This window comes from Gordonia sp. NPDC058843 (assembly GCF_042743165.1).
In the GTDB taxonomy this organism is placed as follows: Bacteria; Actinomycetota; Actinomycetes; order Mycobacteriales; family Mycobacteriaceae; genus Gordonia.
Map to the genome: position 1 here is coordinate 1 of NZ_JBHYNC010000040.1, position 19,352 is coordinate 19,352.

Annotated in this window: 6 protein-coding genes; 2 read left to right on the forward strand and 4 right to left on the reverse strand. The window is 68.8% G+C overall.

Annotation, left to right across the window (positions count from 1 at the left end):
- Positions 1-28 precede the first annotated feature (28 nt).
- The gene (locus ACFW3F_RS20470) at positions 29-10,657 is read left to right on the forward strand and encodes an amino acid adenylation domain-containing protein (RefSeq protein WP_388060651.1); all 10,629 of its coding nucleotides are present in this window, start codon (positions 29-31) and stop codon (positions 10,655-10,657) included.
- A 372-nt stretch (positions 10,658-11,029) separates the two neighbouring features.
- On the opposite strand, the gene ACFW3F_RS20475 is transcribed toward ACFW3F_RS20470, so the two are convergent.
- The 4 genes from ACFW3F_RS20475 to ACFW3F_RS20490 form a co-directional block, all read right to left on the reverse strand.
- The gene (locus tag ACFW3F_RS20475; RefSeq protein ID WP_388060653.1) at positions 11,030-13,378 is read right to left on the reverse strand and encodes a HelD family protein; all 2,349 of its coding nucleotides are present in this window, start codon (positions 13,376-13,378) and stop codon (positions 11,030-11,032) included.
- Positions 13,375-14,067, reverse strand: a complete 693-nt coding sequence (locus tag ACFW3F_RS20480; protein WP_388060655.1) for a hypothetical protein — start codon at positions 14,065-14,067, stop codon at positions 13,375-13,377. The genes ACFW3F_RS20475 and ACFW3F_RS20480 overlap by 4 nt, the downstream gene beginning before the upstream one ends.
- 106 nt (positions 14,068-14,173) lie before the next feature.
- Complete coding sequence (locus ACFW3F_RS20485) at positions 14,174-15,268, reverse strand: DoxX family membrane protein (RefSeq protein ID WP_388060657.1); 1,095 nt, start codon at positions 15,266-15,268, stop codon at positions 14,174-14,176.
- Positions 15,269-15,505: 237 nt separating this feature from the next.
- The gene (locus ACFW3F_RS20490) at positions 15,506-16,204 is read right to left on the reverse strand and encodes an MBL fold metallo-hydrolase (RefSeq protein ID WP_388060659.1); all 699 of its coding nucleotides are present in this window, start codon (positions 16,202-16,204) and stop codon (positions 15,506-15,508) included.
- Positions 16,205-16,446: 242 nt separating this feature from the next.
- Here ACFW3F_RS20490 and uvrA point away from each other — a divergent pair, with 242 nt between their 5' ends.
- Complete coding sequence (uvrA, locus tag ACFW3F_RS20495) at positions 16,447-19,329, forward strand: excinuclease ABC subunit UvrA (RefSeq protein ID WP_388060661.1); 2,883 nt, start codon at positions 16,447-16,449, stop codon at positions 19,327-19,329.
- Positions 19,330-19,352 lie beyond the last annotated feature (23 nt).

The following is a 19,352-nucleotide window of genomic DNA, read 5'->3' on the forward strand; positions in this document are numbered from 1 at the left end:
GGGGTCGGGTCTGGGGGGGTCGGGTTCGGTGGGGTTGGGGTCGTTGCGGTGGGTGTTTTGTTCGGGTGAGGCGTTGGGTGTGGGTGCGGTGGAGGGGTTGCGGGGGTTGGTGTCTGGGGTGGGGGTGGTGAATTTGTATGGGCCGACTGAGGCTGCGGTGGATGTGACGTCGTATGTGGTCTCTGGTGGTGAGGTGGTGGTGCCGATTGGTCGGGCGGTGCCGAATGTGTCGGTGTGGGTGTTGGATTCGCGGTTGCGTCCGGTGCCGGTGGGTGTGGTGGGGGAGTTGTATTTGGGTGGTGTGCAGGTGGCGCGGGGGTATGCGTCGCGGTCGGGGTTGACTGCGGAGCGGTTTGTGGCGGATCCGTTTGGTGGGGTGGGTGTGCGGTTGTATCGGACGGGTGATCGGGTGCGGTGGTCGGGTGTGGGTGAGTTGGAGTATGTGGGGCGTGTTGATTTTCAGGTGAAGTTGCGGGGGCAGCGGATCGAGTTGGGGGAGGTCGAAACCGTCCTCGCGACCGCGCCGGGTGTCGCCCAGGTGGTCGCCTCGGTTCTGGAACTCCCCGCGGGCCAGCAACTCGTCGCACATGTCACCGGAACCGTTGTGGACGTCGATGTACTGCGTGAGACGGCCGAGAAGCTGCCGGCGTACATGCGACCCACGTCGTGGGTGGTGCTCGATGAGCTGCCGTTGAACACCGCTGGCAAGGTCGACCGCAAGGCGCTGCCCGCACCGGATCTCGTCTCTGCGGGTCGCGCCGAACCCGAGACCGACACCGAACTCGCGCTCGCCGGTGTCTTTGCCGATGTACTCGGTCTGACCATGGACTCGGTGTCGGTGACCGACACCTTCTTCGACCTGGGCGGCAACTCTCTGGCGGCCACCCGCCTCGCGGCACGCGTCACCCGGATGCTCGGCGTCACGGTGCGAGTTCGGGACGTCTTCGACGCCCCGACAGTCCGCGATCTCGCGGGCCGGATCGACGCGGCCGAGGTTCCCGTCGACGGCTCAACGATCGCGGCAGACCGTCCGGCCGTGTTGCGCCGCCCGACCCTGCCCCGTCCGACCCTGTTGCCCCGTCCGTCCGTGCTGCCCCTGTCGAGTGCGCAGCAGCGCATGTGGTTCATCAACCAGTACGAACCGGACGTCGCGTCGTACATCATTCCGTTCGCTTTTCGGATTCGCGGCCAGGTCGACGTCGAGCATCTGCGTCGTGCGCTCGCCGACGTGGTCGCGCGCCACGAGATCCTGCGCACCACCTACCCGATCGCCCGCGACGGGCGTCCCGAGCAGGTGATCAACAACATCGACCTCGGGACCGACGGATTCGACTGGGCCGTGGTGGATTCCGAATCCGAGGCCCTGGCCGTGGCCGCCGAACCGTATGACGTGACCCGCGACCGGCCCGTGCGCGCCCGAGCACATGTCGAACCCGGTACCGGTGCGATGCTGGTGATCAGCATCCACCACATCGCCGCCGACGGCGAGTCGGGTCGGGCGCTGTCGCGCGATCTGCTCACCGCCTACTCGGCGCGATGCGATGGTCGGGCCCCGGACTGGATGCCACTGCCGATCCAGTACGCCGACCACGTGCTGCGGACCGCCGCGCGCGCCGCCGAACGGGATGACCACCGGCAATGGTGGGTCCGGAAACTCGCCGGTGCGCCCGTTCTCCTCGATCTGCCCACCACGCATCCCCGTCCGGCCACCCCGACCATGCGCGGCGCAACAGTCGAGTTCATCATCCCGGGACGCGTCGCGCAGGGGGTGGGCACGCTCGCCCGCAACGGTGACGCCTCCGCGTTCATGGTGTTGCACGCGGCATTGGCCGCGGTGCTGGGCCGGTTGTCGGGAACCTCCGACATCGTCATCGGGACCGCCACCGCGGGCCGGGACGGCGACACCGACGACCTCATCGGCATGTTCGTCAACACCATTGCGTTGCGGACTCCGATCGTGGCGGCGCAGGCATTCGCCGACCTGCTCCGGGTTGTGCGCGAGGTGGATCTCGATGCCCTCGATCACGCCGATGTGCCCTTCGACGACGTCATCGATGAACTCGGTGTCGTTCGCGCCGCATCCCACGCGCCTCTGGTGCAGGTGTTGCTCACCACCTCCGAACTGGCAGCTCCCATCGCAGCCGACGGACCGCTCGCCGATCTCGACATCGAACCCGTTGCGGTCGAGGACAACTCGGCGAAATTGGACCTCACCGTCGGTGTCCTCACGGACCCCGCAGTGGGGGCTCCGTGGCGCGGTTCGCTCACCTACGCGACGGACCTCTACGACGAACCCGCAGCCCGCAGGCTCGCCGATCGATTCGTAGCCGTGCTGGCGGCCGCGGTCGACGACAGCGCACGTCCGGTCGGGGACCTCGAGTTGCTGATCGGGGACGAGGAGATGGTCCCGCTGGTGTCGGGCGATCCAGATCCCGATCCGATGATGCTCCCGGACATACTCGACGGCGCGGCGCAGAGGCGTCCGGGGCACCCGGCCGTCGTCGATGCCGAGAGCACCTGGACCTATGCCGAACTCGATACTGCGAGCTCGCATCTCGCGAGTGAGCTCATCGGGCGCGGGATCGGTCCGGAGGATGTGGTCGTGTGCGCGTTCCCGCGGTCGGCAGCCGCGCAACTCGCGTTGTGGGCAGTGGTCAAGACCGGTGCCGTGTACTGCCCGATCGATCCCCGTTATCCGGCCGAACGCATCGCGCGTGTCCTCGCCGCCGCGGACGCCGCGTTGATCCTCACGGATGGGAGTGTCGGGGGGCTCGCCGCCGACGTCATGGCGACGTCGCCGGCGCGGTTGCTGCTCGAGCCGACGCTCGTTCGCGACCTGCGGACACGACCGGCAACCGACGCGTCGCCTCGCATCCGGCCGATGTCACCCGATTCCGGCGCGTACATGATCTTCACGTCCGGCTCCACCGGAACGCCCAAGGGGGTGCTGGTGACACACCGCGGGCTGGCGGGTGTCACCGCGGCGCTGCGCGACCGTCACCGTTCCGGACCCGAGGCGCGGTGGCTCGGGATCAGTTCACCGGCCTTCGATGCAGCCGTCCTCGAGGTTCTCGGGGCCTACGGCAGCGCCGCCACGCTCGTCATCGCTCCTCCCGACGTCTACGGGGGCCGTGAACTCGCCGACTTCATCACGGCCGGTCGGACGACCCACGCCTTCTTGGTGACCTCGGTGGCGGCATCGCTGCCGGACCCCGGCCGCCTGCCGATGACCGACGTACTCGTCGGCGGCGAGTCGGTCCCCGACACCGAGAAGGACCGTTGGGCCGCGCACGTGGGATTCCACAACGGGTACGGGCCGACCGAGACCACGATCATCAGCGTCACATCGCCGCCCATCAGTGCCGACGAGCCTGTCCACCTCGGCCGCCCGGTCGCCGGGGTGAGCGCATTCATCCTGGACGAACGGTTGCATCCGGTGCCGCCCGGAGTCATCGGTGAGCTGTACCTGGCCGGTCCGGAACTCGCACGCGGCTACCATGGCCGCCCCGCCTTGACCGCCGAACGCTTCGTCGCCGCACCCGCGGGTGAGGCGGGGACGCGGATGTACCGGACCGGAGACCTCGTACGCCGGTCCCGCAGCGGTCGACTGACGTACGTGGGCCGCGCCGACTTCCAGGTGAAACTGCGCGGCCAGCGGCTCGAACTCGGGGAGATCGAATCCGTCCTGAGTGCGCACCCGGAGGTGCGGACTGCGGCGGTCGTCGGTGTCGGGAACCCGGTGACCTCGCTGGCCGGTTATGTCGAGCTCGTCGATCCTGTGGGCGGGCGGGACCAGGTGCGACAGATGACCTCCGCGCTGCGGGAGCATCTGATGATCCACCTCCCGCCGCACATGGTCCCGGCCGCACTCGCTGTCCTGGACACCATGCCGCGCAGCCCGATCGGGAAGATCGACCGAGCCCGCCTTCCCGCCATCGAGCAGTCGAGCATCGATACCGAGCACGTCGCGCCGTCGACCCATACCGAGCGCGTGCTCGCCGCCATCGTCGGTGAGGTCCTCGGCGTCGACGTCCTCGGTATCGACGAGGCGGCGTCGGCGGGCTCGACCGGCAGCGGAGTCTCGGTGACCGCCGACTTCTTCGCCATCGGTGGCAACTCGTTGTCCGCAACCCGCGTCAGTGCCCGCGCGGGTGATGCCTTCGGGGTACACGTGGGCGTCCGCGACATCTTCGAGGCGCCGACGGTCCGCCGGCTGGCGCGCCGCATCGACGCCGCCTACGACGACGCGTCACGACCGCCCCCGTTGCGACGTGCGGCTCCCCGCCCCGCGCACATCCCGTTGTCCTATGCACAGCAACGGATCTGGTTCCTCAACCGGCTCGACCCGGAGTCGGGTGCCTACACCATCCCGGTCGCGGTCCGCCTACGCGGCCAACTCGATTCGGGCGCCCTACGCGAGGCGGTCATCGATCTGCTCGGCCGCCACGAGGTCCTGCGGACCGTCTTCCCGGCGCAGGGCGGCGAACCCCGCCAGCACATCCTGCCGATCGACGAGGCACGTGCCCGCCTGCGGTGGGAGACACTCGCGGTGTCGCCGGATCTCGCCGACCCGGCCGAACTCGTGGGAGAACCGACCTTCGATGTCACCACCGACCTCCCGCTGCGGATCCGGCTCCTCGCCGTGGGCGACGACGAGCACGTCCTCGTCATCGTGCTGCACCACATCGCCGCCGACGGGGAGTCGATGCGGCCGCTGCTCGCCGACCTGTGGAGTGCGTATCTGGCACGTGCCGAGGGACGTGCACCCGGCGCCGGGAGCGTAGCGAGCGGGCCGAGTGTCATCGACGGCGCCGGGAGCGTAGCGAGCGGGCCGAGTGTCATCGACGGCGCCGGGAGCGTAGCGAGCGGGCCGAATGTCATCGACGGCGCCGGGAGCGTAGCGAGCGGGCCGAATGTCACCGGAACGGCCGCACCACTGATCCAGTTCGCCGATCACGCACTGTGGCAACGGGACATGCTCGGGGACATCGACTCGGCGGAGTCCGTTCTCGGGCGCCAGGTCGGCTACTGGACGAACCGCCTCTCCGGGATTCCCGATCTGCTCCCGCTGCCGACGGACCGGCCGCGGCCGGCAGTGGCGTCGCAGCGTGGCGGTCGCGTGACCGCGGACCTCCCGGCTGAACTGACCGGACGCATCTCGGCCACGTCCCGCGCGCACGGCGCCACCGAGTTCATGGTCATCCACGCGGCGCTGGCGGTCGTGCTGGCGCGCCTGTCGGCGACTCGCGACATCGTGATCAGCACACCGGTCGGCGGACGTGGACATGCGCACCTCGACGACCTCGTCGGCATGTTCGTCAACACCGTGGTCCTGCGCACTGATGTGGACCCGCATGCCCCGGTCGGCGAGTTCCTGGAGCGCGTGCGCGTCGATGACGTCAACGCACTCGCGCGCGCCGACGTCCCCTTCGAGTACCTGGTCGACAGACTGTCCCCGGTTCGCTCGGAAGCGTTCGCCCCGATCAGTCAGGTGATGTTGTCGGTCCTGCACGATCGAGACGACCTCGGCTCGGGGGGACCTGTCTCCGGTTCCGGTGCGAGGGGGTCCGGTGCGAGAGGTCCCGGTGCGATGGACTCCGGTGCGCTCATCCTCGAGCCGATCGAGACATCCACCGCCACCACCCAACTCGACCTGACAGTGGTGGTGACGATCCGGCCCGGACACGCGTGGGCCGTCGAGATCGTCTATGCCACCGATTTGTTCGACGAACACACCGCCCGGACCGCGCTCGTCCGGCTGACCAGGGTCCTCGAGGCGATCGTGGACGCGGACGACCTGGCCGTCGGCGCCATCGACCTGACCGACGCCGCCGAGCTCGCGCGGATCGCCACGCTGGTGTCGGGGCCGAACCTGCCCGTGCCGTGGTCGACGGTGACCGATGCGATCGCGGCCGCCGCGCGTCGCTCACCGGGGTCGACCGCCCTCGTGGCGGGCTCGCGGACGGTGACCTATCGCGAGTTCATCGATCGGACCACACGGCTAGCCGAAACCCTGACCGCACATGGGGTTGGTCCCGATGTGGCCGTGGGCGTGTGCATCCCGCGTTCGGTCGAACTGGTGCTCGCGATTCATGCCGTGGTCATGGCCGGCGGCAGCTACGTCAGCATCGACCCGGCGACACCGAGCGACCGAGTGGCCGCGATGGTCGACTCCGCGTCCATCGCGGTCATCCTGACCGTCGATCTCCGCCCGTCCGCCCTGTCCGGACTGGCCACGCCGACGATCGTCGTCGATGGAAACGCGTCGCCGGAGGCGAATTCGCGTCGGCGTCCGGAACTGCGGCGGCCTCGCCCGGAGAACGCCCTCTACACCCTGTTCACGTCCGGATCGACGGGAACACCCAAGGGCGTCACCGTCAGTCACGGCGCCGTTCTCAACCGACTGGCGTGGATGTCGGTCCGTTCGCCGCTGCGTCCTGACGACGCGGTCATGCTGAAGACACCGGTCACCTTCGACGTGTCCGTCCCCGAACTGTTCGAACCGCTGATGGCCGGGGCCCGTCTGGTCATCGTCGAGGACGGTCGGCACGTCGACCCGGCCCACGTCCTGGCCGAGATCGAGCGGCATCGGGTGACCTCGGTGCATTTCGTGCCGTCGATGATGGCGGCGTTCGTCGAGTACATCGGTGACCGCCCGCAGCGGCGGGCGGCGCTGTTGTCGCTGCGGCGGATCAACGCCTCGGGTGAGGCCCTACCCGCGGCCACCGCCGAGGCGATGGCCGCGCTGGCTCCGCAGGTCGACATCGACAATCTCTACGGTCCGACCGAGGCGGCCGTCGAGGTGACGGCGTATCGCTTCGCTCCCGGTGATGCGATCGTGCCGATCGGCCGGCCCAATGCGAACACCACGACGTGGGTGCTCGACGACAGGCTGCGCCCGGCGCCGGCCGGGGTGGTCGGCGAGCTGTACGTCGGCGGGGATCAGCTGGCGCGCGGCTACGCGGGCCGGCCCGATCTCACCGCCGAACGCTTCGTGGCCGATCCCACCGGGCCGACGGGCGGCCGGCTCTACCGGACCGGTGACCTGGTGCGCTGGAACGCCTCCGGCGCCCTCGAGTATCTCGGCCGGGCCGACTTCCAGGTCAAACTGCGCGGGCAGCGCATCGAACTCGGGGAGATCGAGACCGTACTGGCCCGCGTCGACGGCGTCACGCACGCCGCCGTCACCGTCCGGAGCGGTCCGGCCGGCGATGTGCTGGTCGGGTATCTCGCCGGTCGTGTCGACCTCGAGGTGGTCCGCGAGCACCTCAGAGGTGCGTTGCCGCAGTACATGCGGCCTACTCGATGGGTGATCCTCGATTCGGTCCCGATCACCGCGACCGGCAAACTGGACCGCCGGGCCCTACCCGCGCCGAGCGACGACCAGACCGAGATGGTGCCGCCGGCCGACGCCGTCGAACGGGCAGTGGCCCTTGTCTTCGCCGACGTCCTGGGACTCGACGAGGTCTCGGTGACGGTGCCGTTCTTCGATCTCGGTGGCAACTCGCTGGCCGCGATGCGCGTCGTGGCGCGGATCGGCGAGCAACTCGGCGTCGACCTCGATGTCCGGGCCCTCTTCCGAGCCCCGACGGTCCGCGAGCTCGCGCGGATCCTCACGCGTCGTCGGGTCGCCGAGCATCCGCTGGTTGCGCGCCCCCGGCCCGCCCACATCCCGCTGTCGTATGCGCAGCAACGCCTCTGGTTCATCAACCAGTTCGACGTGACCTCTCCGATGTACAACATGCCCGTCGCCTTCGACATCCACGGGTTCCTCGATGTCGGCGCACTGCGAGCCGCTGTCGTCGGGGCGATGACCCGCCACGAGCCCCTGCGGACCGTCTACCCGCTCGGTGACGACGGGGTGCCCCATCAGCACATCCTCGACCCGGAGGCGGCGGCGCGTGATCTGCGTTGGGAATCGGCAGACACCGCGGATGCGGCGATGGCGCTGTGCGCGGAGGGATTCGACGTGTCGACGCAGCTCCCGCTGCGCGTCGTGATCGCCGTGGCACCGCCGGACGGAGACGACGTCACGACGCCACCGGTGCATCGGGTGGTGCTGGTCCTCCACCACATCGCCGGCGACGCGGCGTCTCTGGCGATCCTGGCCGCGGAAGTCCTCGGCGGCTACCGCCGTGACGAGGTGGTGGATGTGCCGAAGATCGCATACGCCGATCACGCACTCTGGCAACGCGAACTACTCGGCGAGATCGACGACCCGACGTCGCCGATGGCCGCGCAGTACTCGTTCTGGGCCGAGACGCTGGCCGGTGTGCCCGCCGCGCTCGAGCTACCCGGTGACCGTCCGCGCCCGCCGGTCGCCGACCCCGCCGGCGGCCGCATGTTCCTCGAACTCGGCGAGCAACGCAGCGCGGCAGTCGTGGCGACCGCTCGCGCACACGGGATGACCCCGTTCATGGTCTGTCATGCCGCGTTCGTCGCCGCCCTCGCGCGAGTGGCCGACGTGGACGACGTCAGCGTCGGCGCCGCCGTGTCGGGGCGCGGCCACGCGGCCACGGCGGGGCTCATCGGCATGTTCGTGAACACCGTGGTGCTCCGGACCCCTCTGCGGGCCGAGGACACGGTCGGGGTTCTTCTCCGCCGGGTCCGCGACACCGATCTCGCGGCGTTCGCGCACGCCGACATCCCGTTCGAGACGCTTGTCGAGCACCTCACACCGGTCCGTTCCACCGCCCACGCTCCGCTCGTCCAGGTCATGATCAACTACCTCGCCGAATCCGAGGACGGGACCACGCTTCCGGGGGCCGGTTCCGGCACGGATGCCGGTGCGTTCAGCGTGGACGGTCTCGAGGTGGTGCCTGTCGAACCGGGGCCGCCGCCCGCGAAGGTCGATCTGACACTCGGTCTCGCGGAACGGATGGTCGGCACCCGCGTCGAGTTGGTTGGCGAGATCGATTATGCCGCAGCATTGTTCGACATCGAGACGGTGGCGACGGTTCGCGACGTCTTCCTGCGCATGGTCGACGCCGTCACCGGTGACCTCGATACCGTCGTGGACCGAGTCCCGGTGGTCGAACTCGAGCTGACCGCTGCCGGGGACGGAGCGTCGGTGATCGTCGACAGCGCGGCCCGCGCGGTGCCACCGCGGGTGCCGGGCCAGCTGTACGAGCGCGGCGAGGATGGTGCACTGGCGCCGACGGGCGTCCGGGCACGGTGGGTCGACGCGTCCATGACACGGCTCGAGATCCTCGGGCCGGTCGCGCGCCATCCCCGAATCGACGGCCGGCGAGTGGATCTCGACGCGGTGGAGGACGCGTTGGCCGCCGTGGACGGCGTGGCTGCGGCAGCAGTCGTCGGTGTGCCGACGGACGACGGCGTCGAGGTGGGGGCCTGGGTCGTTCTCGACGGCGACGACCTCGGAGTTTCCGAGCTGCGCCGCGAGGTGACGACGGTGCTGCCCGCGCATTGTGTTCCGACCGTGATCAGCATCGTCGAGGACATCCCGCTCGGTGCCGAGGGTCGGCCGGAGCACGCCCGGATCGCGGCGCTCATGGCCGCGGATGGACTGGTCCGGGACGACACCGAGACCGCGGCGCCGACGGGCCGCTGGGAGGTGGCGGTCGCGGAATCGATGGCGGAGATCACCGGCTCCGCGGTCACGAGCGCGGGTCAGGGATTCTTCGACCTGGGCGGGACGTCGTTGTCGGCGGTGCGACTGGTGTCGCTCCTGCGTCGTCGGACCGGGGTGCCCGTCGAGGTCGCATGGATCTTTGCCGGACCGACGCCGCGCGATCTCGGCGCCCGACTCGCCGCGCACGAGGACCCGGCCGCTCCGGCCGCTCCGGCCGCCCCGCGGGGCGAGGTGGTCGTGCCGCTGCGAGCAGAGGGCAACCGGGCTCCGGTCTTCTGTGTCCATCCCGCCGACGGGCTTGCGTGGCTGTTCGCCGGTCTGACACCGTATCTCGACGATCGTCCGGTCTTCGGCCTGCAGGACCCCTTCGTGGTGGCCGGTGACCCGGCCGACGCATCGATCCGCGAGCTCGCTGCGCGCTATGTGGCCGAGATCCGCACTCTCATTCCGCAGGGGCCATACCATCTCGTCGGCTGGTCAATCGGTGGGTTGATCGCACAGGAGATGGCCGTCCAACTGCGTTCGCAGGGTGCCGAAGTCGGTTTCCTCGGTCTCCTCGACAGCTATCCCGCCGTCGGTGATGAACTCGAGACCGACGGAACGGCATCGGGTTCCGCGGAATCGCCGGACGATACGCGCTCGACGGTCGCGGACCTGCTCGGTGGGTGGCAGGCCGTCATCGACGTCGACGCGGTCGTCGCGTCGGACGATCCGGCTGCGGTGGCCGCCGCGATCCGCGAGAAGGTCACCGGACTCGGCCTGCTCGACGGCGATGCGTTCGACCGGATGCTGCAGCGGATGGCGACGTCCACCCAGCGCACCGTCGACCACCGTCCGCGAGTCTATGACGGCGACGCGATGCTCATCATCGCCGCTGCCGGAGAGGCGGACCCGGACACGACGGCCGGACGGTGGGCGCCGTTCCTCGAAGGACGGATTACCCGCGTCGATGTCGACGCCGATCACCTCGGGATCGTCGGCAGTGACGCACTGGTCGAGATCGGACCGCGGATCGACGCGGCGATCACCGAGGCCGAGGCGCCACCGGCCCGCCCTGACCTCTGATCCGAGACACGGACAAACTGGCCTGCGCTGCTCCCTGACGCGGTACCCCAGACTACTGGCCCCCTCTGCTCCCTGCGGTGCGAGCGAAGCGGACTCCCCTTTGCTCCCTGAGGTGCGAGCGAAGCGGACTCCCTTTTGCTCCCTGAGGTGCGAGCGAAGTGGACTCCCTTTTGCTCCCTGAGGTGCGAGCGAAGTGGACTCCCTTTTGCTCCCTGAGGTGCGAGCGAAGCGAGCCACGAAGGGCATGGTGACGTGCCTCGCCGACCCTTCGTGGCTCGTCGCTATCGCTCCTCGCACCTCAGGGACCAGAAGTAGTGTGGTTCCTTCGGATCAGGGAGCGGGGTGGGCGTTGGTCCCCCTGGGACCAGATCCTCAGCCGGCCGGCAGATCCGCGAGGGCATCGGGCAGGTCGTCGCGATGGACGACGACGAGTCGCTGTGTCGCGCGGGTGAGGGCCACGTACAGGTCGCTGAGTCCGCGCGGTGACTGGTCGATGATCCCGGCGGGTTCGACGACGATCGTCGTGTCGAACTCGAGACCCTTGCAGCTCCGCACCGTGTAGACACGGGGCGGCTCTCGGTCCGGAAGGGTGGAGTCCTCCGACGACAGCGCGCCGCCGATCATGTCGAGCAGGTGATCGGGCACCACGACGGCGGTGAGGCCCTCGGGCTCGGCGAGCGCGACGGCTCGGCGAACGCCTGCGACGATCTCCTCGGGCGTGCCGTTGTGCGCGCGGAGGGCGACCGGTTCGATCCCGTTGCTGCGTAACGAGGTCGGCGCCTTCTCGCCGTTGCCGATCGCGTCGAGGACACGGGCGGCGTACACCATGATCTCGCTGGGCGTCCGGTAGTTGACCGACAGCTCCTTGAACTGCCAGCGCTTCGCGACGTACGGCTCCAGGACCTCGCCCCACGAGCGTGTGCCCGCCTCGTCGGACGTCTGAGCGGTGTCACCGATGATCGTCATCCACCGATTCGGTATGCGCCGCATCACCATTCGCCAGGCCATCCCGGACAGTTCCTGGGCCTCGTCGACGATGACGTGGCCGAAGGTCCAGGTCCGGTCGCCGTAGGCCCGTTCGGCCGTGGTGGCGCGCCGGGTCTCGGTCTGACGAGAGGCGAGCTGCTCGGCATCGATCAGGTCATAGGCCATCAAGATCTCGGGGTCGAGCTCGTCCTCGAGATCCTGAGGTGCCGAGCCGGTCAGGATGTCCAGTGCGTCCTGGGCGTCGGCGAGCTGACGGCGCCAGCGCGCGCGTTCGGCGCGTTCGGCGTCCTCGGTGCCGTAGCCGATCAGCTCGGCGAGCTCGTCGAGCAGCGGGACGTCGGCCGGTGAGAAGTCCTCACCCGATTTTGATGCTGATCGCGTCGAACGGTGCAGCGCAGCACGATCGGCGTCCGTCCACCCCGGGGTGGCCCTGCGTATCGCGCGCTCGTCGCCGAGGAGTTCGCGCAGCAGAGCCTGCGGGGTGAGGGTCGGCCAGAAGCGCAACAGCGCGGCGCGGATGTCCGGATCGCGACTCATGTCGTCGCGGATGTCGGCGATGTCCGCGGGGCTGAGCAACTGCGATCCGTCGAGCAGGCTCGATCCGATCGTGGCCGCGTGCCGCGCCGCGAGTTCGGCGAGCCCGGCCTTCAGAAAAGCGTTCTGCGACAGGTTGTGTGCGCGGCGCGTGGCGCGGGCCTTGGCGCGTGCCGCCTTGACCAGTTCCGAGTCGATCTCGACCTGATAGCTGTCGAAATCGACCGACTCCGGCCGGGACGGCAGGGACTGCTGGGCGCGCACCGCGCGCTTGAGGACGTCGACCATCCGCAGCCCGCCCTTGACAGCAGCTGTCGTCCGCGGATCCTCGGTGCCCGCGCGCACACCGGGGAAGAGATCACCGATGGTCGACAGGAGTACGCCGGACTCACCCAGTGAAGGCAGCACCTGGCCGATGTAGTTCAGGAAGTCGTCGTTGGGTCCGATGATGAGAATGCCGCTGCGCGACAGGTTCTCGCGATGCGTGTAGAGCAGATAGGCGGCCCGGTGCAGCGCGACCGCGGTCTTGCCGGTACCAGGTCCGCCCTGGATGACGGTGACTCCCCGGTGCGCCGAACGGATGATGAGGTCCTGCTCGCGCTGAATGGTCTCGACGATGTCGGTCATCTCGCCGGTGCGAGCGGCGTTGAGTGCCGCGACCAGAGCCGACTCGTTGACGACGTCGCCGTGTCCGAAGTCGTCGAGCAGGGCGTCGCCCGCTGTCAGCGACTCGTCGCTGACACCGCGGACCTTGCGGCTCCGGGTGCGGATGTGGCGACGGCGCGCCACGTCCTCGGGTGCCGCCGGGGTCGCCAGATAGAACGGACGTGCCAGCGGAGCGCGCCAGTCGAGCAGGAGAGTGGCGTCGGTGGCGGTGGCGTCGAGCTCGCCGTCGTCGGCGAATCCGTCGTCGAGGACACCGATACGTCCGATGCGCCGGACCTCGCCGTCCTCGAGATCGAGCCGCCCGAAGTACAGATTGTGTTCGGCGGCATCGAATTTCGCGAGATCTTCGTTGTACATCCGCTCGTAGGACTCGCGCTCGGACAGCGCCTGAGGCGTGCCACCGCGTTCGGACAGCGTCGTGGACAACCGGCGCTGCGTGGTCCGCCGCATCCGGTCGAGCCGGCCGTACACGCGGTCGAGGTGCCGCTGTTCCTCGTCCACCCGAGGATCGGTGTCCGGTGACAGCGCGGTCATCGGTCGCGGCCGATCGGCAGCTGAGCGTGCAACCCGCATGGCCGCGACAGGCCGGCATTGCGCATACGGGCGGTCATCGTCTCGGGTCGGGATGCGAGCCGGGTGCACACCCGGGACGCCGAGTCTGTGAGCGTCGCGTCGTCGAGTTGTCGGGACAACCAGCCGAGGACGTCGGTCTGCGAGCCGAAAGGGAGCGGGGCGCCGGTGACCGGGTCGGCAAGGACGCCGTGTCGGGACACGTAGAGGTCGAACTCCGCAGGCAAGGGCCGCGTGTCCGGGATGAGGGGAGTGGGCCCGCCGGGGATCAGGGGGTGGTCGCGCGTATTCACTGTCTGTCGATGGTAGTTGGGTTCGGTGGCGTCGAGCGCCTCGATGTGCGTGGGACCCAGCCAGGCCGCGAGGGTCCGAATCGTGCCCTGAACTGCGACGACCGGGGCGGCCGGGACGTAACCGCGGGCTGCGACGTGCGCGGAATGGCCGACTGTGATGTTCGCGACGTCGACCGTCTGAAGACAGATAGCCTCCGCGGACGGTACCTGAGCGAGCTTGCGCCGCAAGACATCCGGGGCGGCGTTCGACCCGACCGCGACCACCAGCCGAGAATTGGGCGTCGGAGCCATCCCGAACACCGGATCGTTCACCACCACATCTCGCACCGCGGCCTCTCTCAGCGCCACGGACGCGGGCACCCAGGGATAGTCCTCCGGCGGGTGCGCCGCGTCCGTGGTCGTGAGCTCGGTCGTGTTCAGGGTCGTGCTCGTATCTGGTGGTCGTGCGTGTGGAAGCCCCGGGGGGTCAGCGACGCGCCTTACGCAGACGCTTGCGGCCCTGGTCGGCCGAGTCCTCGGCGGCGGCAGCGAGCTGGCGTGCGGTCTCGGCGAGTACGGCCGATCGTGCGCGGGCGACATCGGCGAGCTCGGTGGACCGATCGCGGGCCACATCGGCGAACTCCGGTCCGCGCTTGCGAGCGGTGTCGGCCAGGTCGGTCGCGCGATCGCGTGCGGCGTCGGCGAGCTTCGGGGCGTTCTTCTTCGCCTGCTTCTGCGCCTTCACCGCCTGCTTCTGGGCCTTCTCGGCTCGTTTCTGCGCCTGCTTGACGAGCTTCGGGCCCCGCTTGCGCGCGGTCTCGGCGAGATCCGACGAGCGCGCGAGGGCCGTGTCGGCGAGTCCCGATGAACGTTCCAGGGCCGCGTCGGCGAGAACCGGGGCGCGGTCACGGATACGGTCGGCCACCTCGGAGGCGGTGTCGGCGGCCTTTCCGGCGAATTCCAGTGAGCGCTTCTGCGCGGCCTCGGCGATCTCGGGTGCGTGTTCCCGGAACTTGGCCGCGGCGTCGGCGGATCGCTCGGAGACGATCTCGGCGCCGTCGTGGGTGCGCTCGACGAGATGCTCCCACGTCGACGATCCGGCAGCCGCACCGATCGGCAGGGCCGCGGCGACGGCCGAGGCCTTCTGGCGTCCGCGCCATGCGAGCGAGGGCTTGCCCTCGGTGTCGACAGCCGCCAGCAGGACGCCGCCGAGGAGACCGACGTTCTTGATGAAGGCGTTGCGCTGTGCTTCCTTCTTGACCGGGTCCGCCTCGTTCCAGAAGTCGGTGCCGGCCGCGGTGGTGGGGATCAGCGTCCCGGCCAGGACGACGGACGCGAAGCGCGGGAACTTACCGGTTGCGAGGAGGATGCCGCCGCCGATCTGGGCGGCCGCGTTGATCTGCACCAGCGTCTCGGTGTTCTCCGGAATCCGGCCGGCCACCTCCGGCGGGAGCGACGACCGGGCCTTGTCCACGACCGGCTCTGCGGACTGCGCGATCGGTTTGGGGCTCCGGATGGCGTCCACGCCGCTGGCGACGAACGCCGAGGCGAGGAGCGGACGGGCTATACGGCGGAGAATCATCGGTCACAACCTTCTTCAGTCGGGTTTGGCTATCGAGATCCGTCGGGTGAAGCGCGTTTCTGGCTCGGTCAACGCTACCCTCTCGCAGCAAATGTGCAGGTCAATCGGCTCTCCGTGATCAGTTTGCCGCTGGCGGGGCTTCGCCGATCACGACTTGCCGAACGATCCGGGTAACAGGTAACCGTCCGGGACGCAGACGAAACACGCCGAGCTCATCGCGTCGCTCGCGTCACTCGGTCACCAGCGGCGCTCGCGCCATTCCGGCAGCGACCCGCGCTCGGCGCCCAGAGTGGTGTCCTTGCCGTGGCCGGGATAGACCACGGTCGAGTCGGCGAATCGGTCGAACAGCTTCGTCGAGACGTCGTCGAGGAGAGTGTCGAAGTCCTCCGGCTTCCAGGTCTTGCCGATGCCGCCCGGAAAGAGGCAGTCGCCGGTGAACAGGTGCACGGTCGACTCGCCGTCGTCGTTCACGTCGGTGAGCGCCAGGGCGATCGACCCCGGGGTGTGCCCGACCAGGTGGATGGCTTCGAAGGTGAGGTCGCCGACCTCGATTACGTCACCGTCGTCGACGAGCCGGTCGGGTGTGACGGGCAGTTCGCCGGCGTCGAGACGCCCGGCGGCCGTAGGCACACCCGTGGCTTCGGCGACGGCGGCGAGCGCCTGCCAGTGGTCGAAATGCTGGTGGGTGGTGAAGATCAGCGCCGGGGTTCCCGTTACGGCCGACAGGACCTCGGTGATGGTGTCCGCGTCGTTGGCTGCGTCGATGATCAGCTGATCACCCGTCGCGCGCGAGGTGACCACGTAGACGTTGTTGTCCATCGGGCCGACGGACAGTTTGACGATGGTTGCCGACGCCAGCGTGCGGCGCTGCGGGGTCGTCGACTCGGAGAGGTCGCCGGTGTAGGTGTCACTGATCGGTGTCGCGGGGGAGGTCATGCCGACAGGCTATGACAGCGGACCGCCGGAATGTGACGGTCGTGACCATGGGACTTCGCGTGGCGGGCGTATCCTGGACCATCGGTTCGGCGATGACACGCGGGCGGCGAGACCGATCGCCCGGTCGTCGGACTCCGAATCTTTCCAGGGCGAGTGCGCGATGACGATCTTGTCGGTGGCCGTCGGTACTGTGCCCGTGCGCCGGGTGTGCGCCCTTGTGACTCGAGAATGTAAGGACTGCAGTGGTTGATCGTCTGATCGTCCGAGGTGCCCGCGAACACAATCTTCGGGGCATCGATGTCGACCTGCCCCGGGACAGCCTCATCGTCTTCACCGGGCTGTCGGGATCGGGCAAGTCGTCCCTCGCCTTCGACACGATCTTCGCGGAGGGGCAGCGGCGCTACGTCGAGTCGCTGTCCGCCTATGCGAGGCAGTTCCTCGGGCAGATGGACAAGCCGGACGTGGACTTCATCGAGGGTCTCTCGCCCGCGGTGTCGATCGACCAGAAGTCGACGAACCGCAATCCGCGGTCGACCGTCGGCACGATCACCGAGGTCTACGACTACCTGCGCCTCCTCTACGCCCGCGCCGGCAAGGCACACTGCCCGATCTGCGGCGAGGCCATCGCCAAGCAGACGCCCCAGCAGATCGTCGACCAGGTCCTCGCGATGGACGAGGGCACGCGCTTCCAGGTGCTCGCACCGGTCGTGCGCACTCGCAAGGGAGAGTTCGTCGACCTCTTCGCCGAACTCCAGACGCAGGGCTTCTCGCGAGCCCGCATCGACGGAGTCGTCCACCCCCTGACCGATGCGCCGAAGCTGAAGAAGCAGGAGAAGCACGACATCGAGGTGGTCGTGGACCGCCTGGTGGTCAAGACGAGCGCCAAGCAGCGCCTGACGGATTCGGTCGAGACCGGCCTACGACTGGCCGATGGGATCATCGTGCTCGACTTCGTCGACCTCGAGGAAGACGACCCGGAACGCGAGCGCCGCTTCTCGGAGCGGATGGCCTGCCCGAACGCGCACCCGATCGCGATCGACGACCTCGAACCGCGCTCGTTCTCGTTCAACTCTCCCTATGGCGCCTGTCCGGAGTGCGACGGGCTCGGTGTCCGCAAGGAGGTCGACGAGGAACTCGTCGTGCCCGACCCGGAGATGTCGCTCGCCGAGGGTGCGATCGCACCGTGGTCGACCGGACACAACGCGGACTACTTCCTCCGTCTGATGTCCGGCCTGGCCGATCAGATGAAGTTCGACATCAACACCCCCTGGAAGAAGCTGCCGATCAAGGCGCGCCGGGCCCTGCTCAACGGCAGCGATCACCAGGTGCACGTCAAGTTCCGCAACCGGTACGGCCGGACCCGCTCGTACTACACCGAGTTCGAGGGTGTGCTGTCGTTCCTCGCACGCCGTATGGACCAGACCGAGTCCGAGCAGATGAAAGAGCGCTACGAGGGTTACATGCGCGACGTGCCGTGTCCGGCATGCCAGGGTGCGCGTCTCCGGCCGGAGATCCTCGCGGTGACACTCGATCATCCGGAGTACGGACCGAAGTCCATCGCGGAAGTGTGTGCGCTGTCGGTGGCCGACTGCGCCGATTTCCTCGAGCAGCTGACGCTCGATTCCCGCCAGGCTGCCATCGCGGGGCGTGTCCTCAAGGAGGTCCAGGCCCGCATCCGCTTCCTGCTCGACGTCGGGCTCGAGTACCTGTCGCTGGAGCGTGCGGCGGGTTCGTTGTCGGGCGGCGAGGCGCAGCGTATCCGTCTGGCCACCCAGATCGGGTCGGGTCTCGCGGGCGTGCTCTACGTCCTCGACGAGCCGTCGATCGGTCTGCACCAGCGCGACAACCGGCGGCTCATCGACACGCTGACCCGACTCCGGGATCTGGGCAACACGCTCATCGTCGTCGAGCACGACGAGGACACCATCCGCGCCGCCGACTGGATCGTCGACATCGGCCCGCGTGCCGGTGAGCACGGTGGACACGTGGTGCACAGCGGTAGCTACAAGGACCTGCTGAAAAACCGCAAGTCGCTGACCGGCGCGTACCTCGCCGGACGCGACTCGTTGCCGGTCCCGGAGATCCGCCGGCCGATCGACCGCAAGCGGCAGCTGACCGTCGTCGGTGCGCGGGAGCACAATCTCCGCGGCATCGACGTGTCCTTCCCGCTCGGAGTGATGACCGCGGTCACGGGCGTGTCGGGTTCGGGCAAGTCCACGCTCGTCAACGACATCCTGGCAACGGTGCTCGCCAACAAACTCAACGGCGCGCGGCAGGTGCCCGGACGCCACACGCGCATCAAGGGTCTGGACAACCTGGACAAGCTCGTCCAGGTCGACCAGTCACCGATCGGTCGCACGCCGCGGTCCAACCCGGCCACCTACACCGGCGTCTTCGACAAGATCCGCACACTGTTCGCGGCGACCACCGAAGCGAAGGTTCGCGGTTACCAACCGGGCCGGTTCTCGTTCAACGTAAAGGGCGGCCGCTGCGAGGCGTGCACCGGCGAGGGCACGATCAAGATCGAGATGAACTTCCTGCCGGACGTCTACGTCCCGTGCGAGGTCTGCCACGGCGCGCGCTACAACCGGGAGACCCTCGAAGTCCACTACAAGGGCAAGACCATCTCCGAGGTCCTCGACATGCCGATCGAGGAGGCGGCCGACTTCTTCGAGCCCGTCACCTCGATCCACCGCTACCTCAAGACCCTCGTCGACGTCGGGCTCGGTTATGTCCGGCTCGGACAGCCTGCCCCGACTCTGTCCGGTGGCGAGGCCCAGCGCGTGAAGCTGGCCGCCGAGTTGCAGAAGAGATCGATGGGCCGGACGGTCTACATCCTCGACGAGCCCACCACCGGGCTCCACTTCGAGGACATCAAGAAGCTGCTGGCGGTGATCAACGGTCTGGTCGATAAGGGCAACACCGTCATCGTGATCGAGCACAACCTCGATGTCATCAAGACCGCCGACTGGGTCATCGACATGGGCCCCGAGGGCGGTGCAGGTGGTGGGACCGTCGTCGGCGAGGGCACACCGGAGGACATCGCCGCGACCCCGGGCAGCCACACCGGCAAGTTCCTCGCCGAGATCGTCGACATCGATCACGCGGTGGCCTCGGTCGGCTGACCTCCCGCCGGACCGCTCGTCCG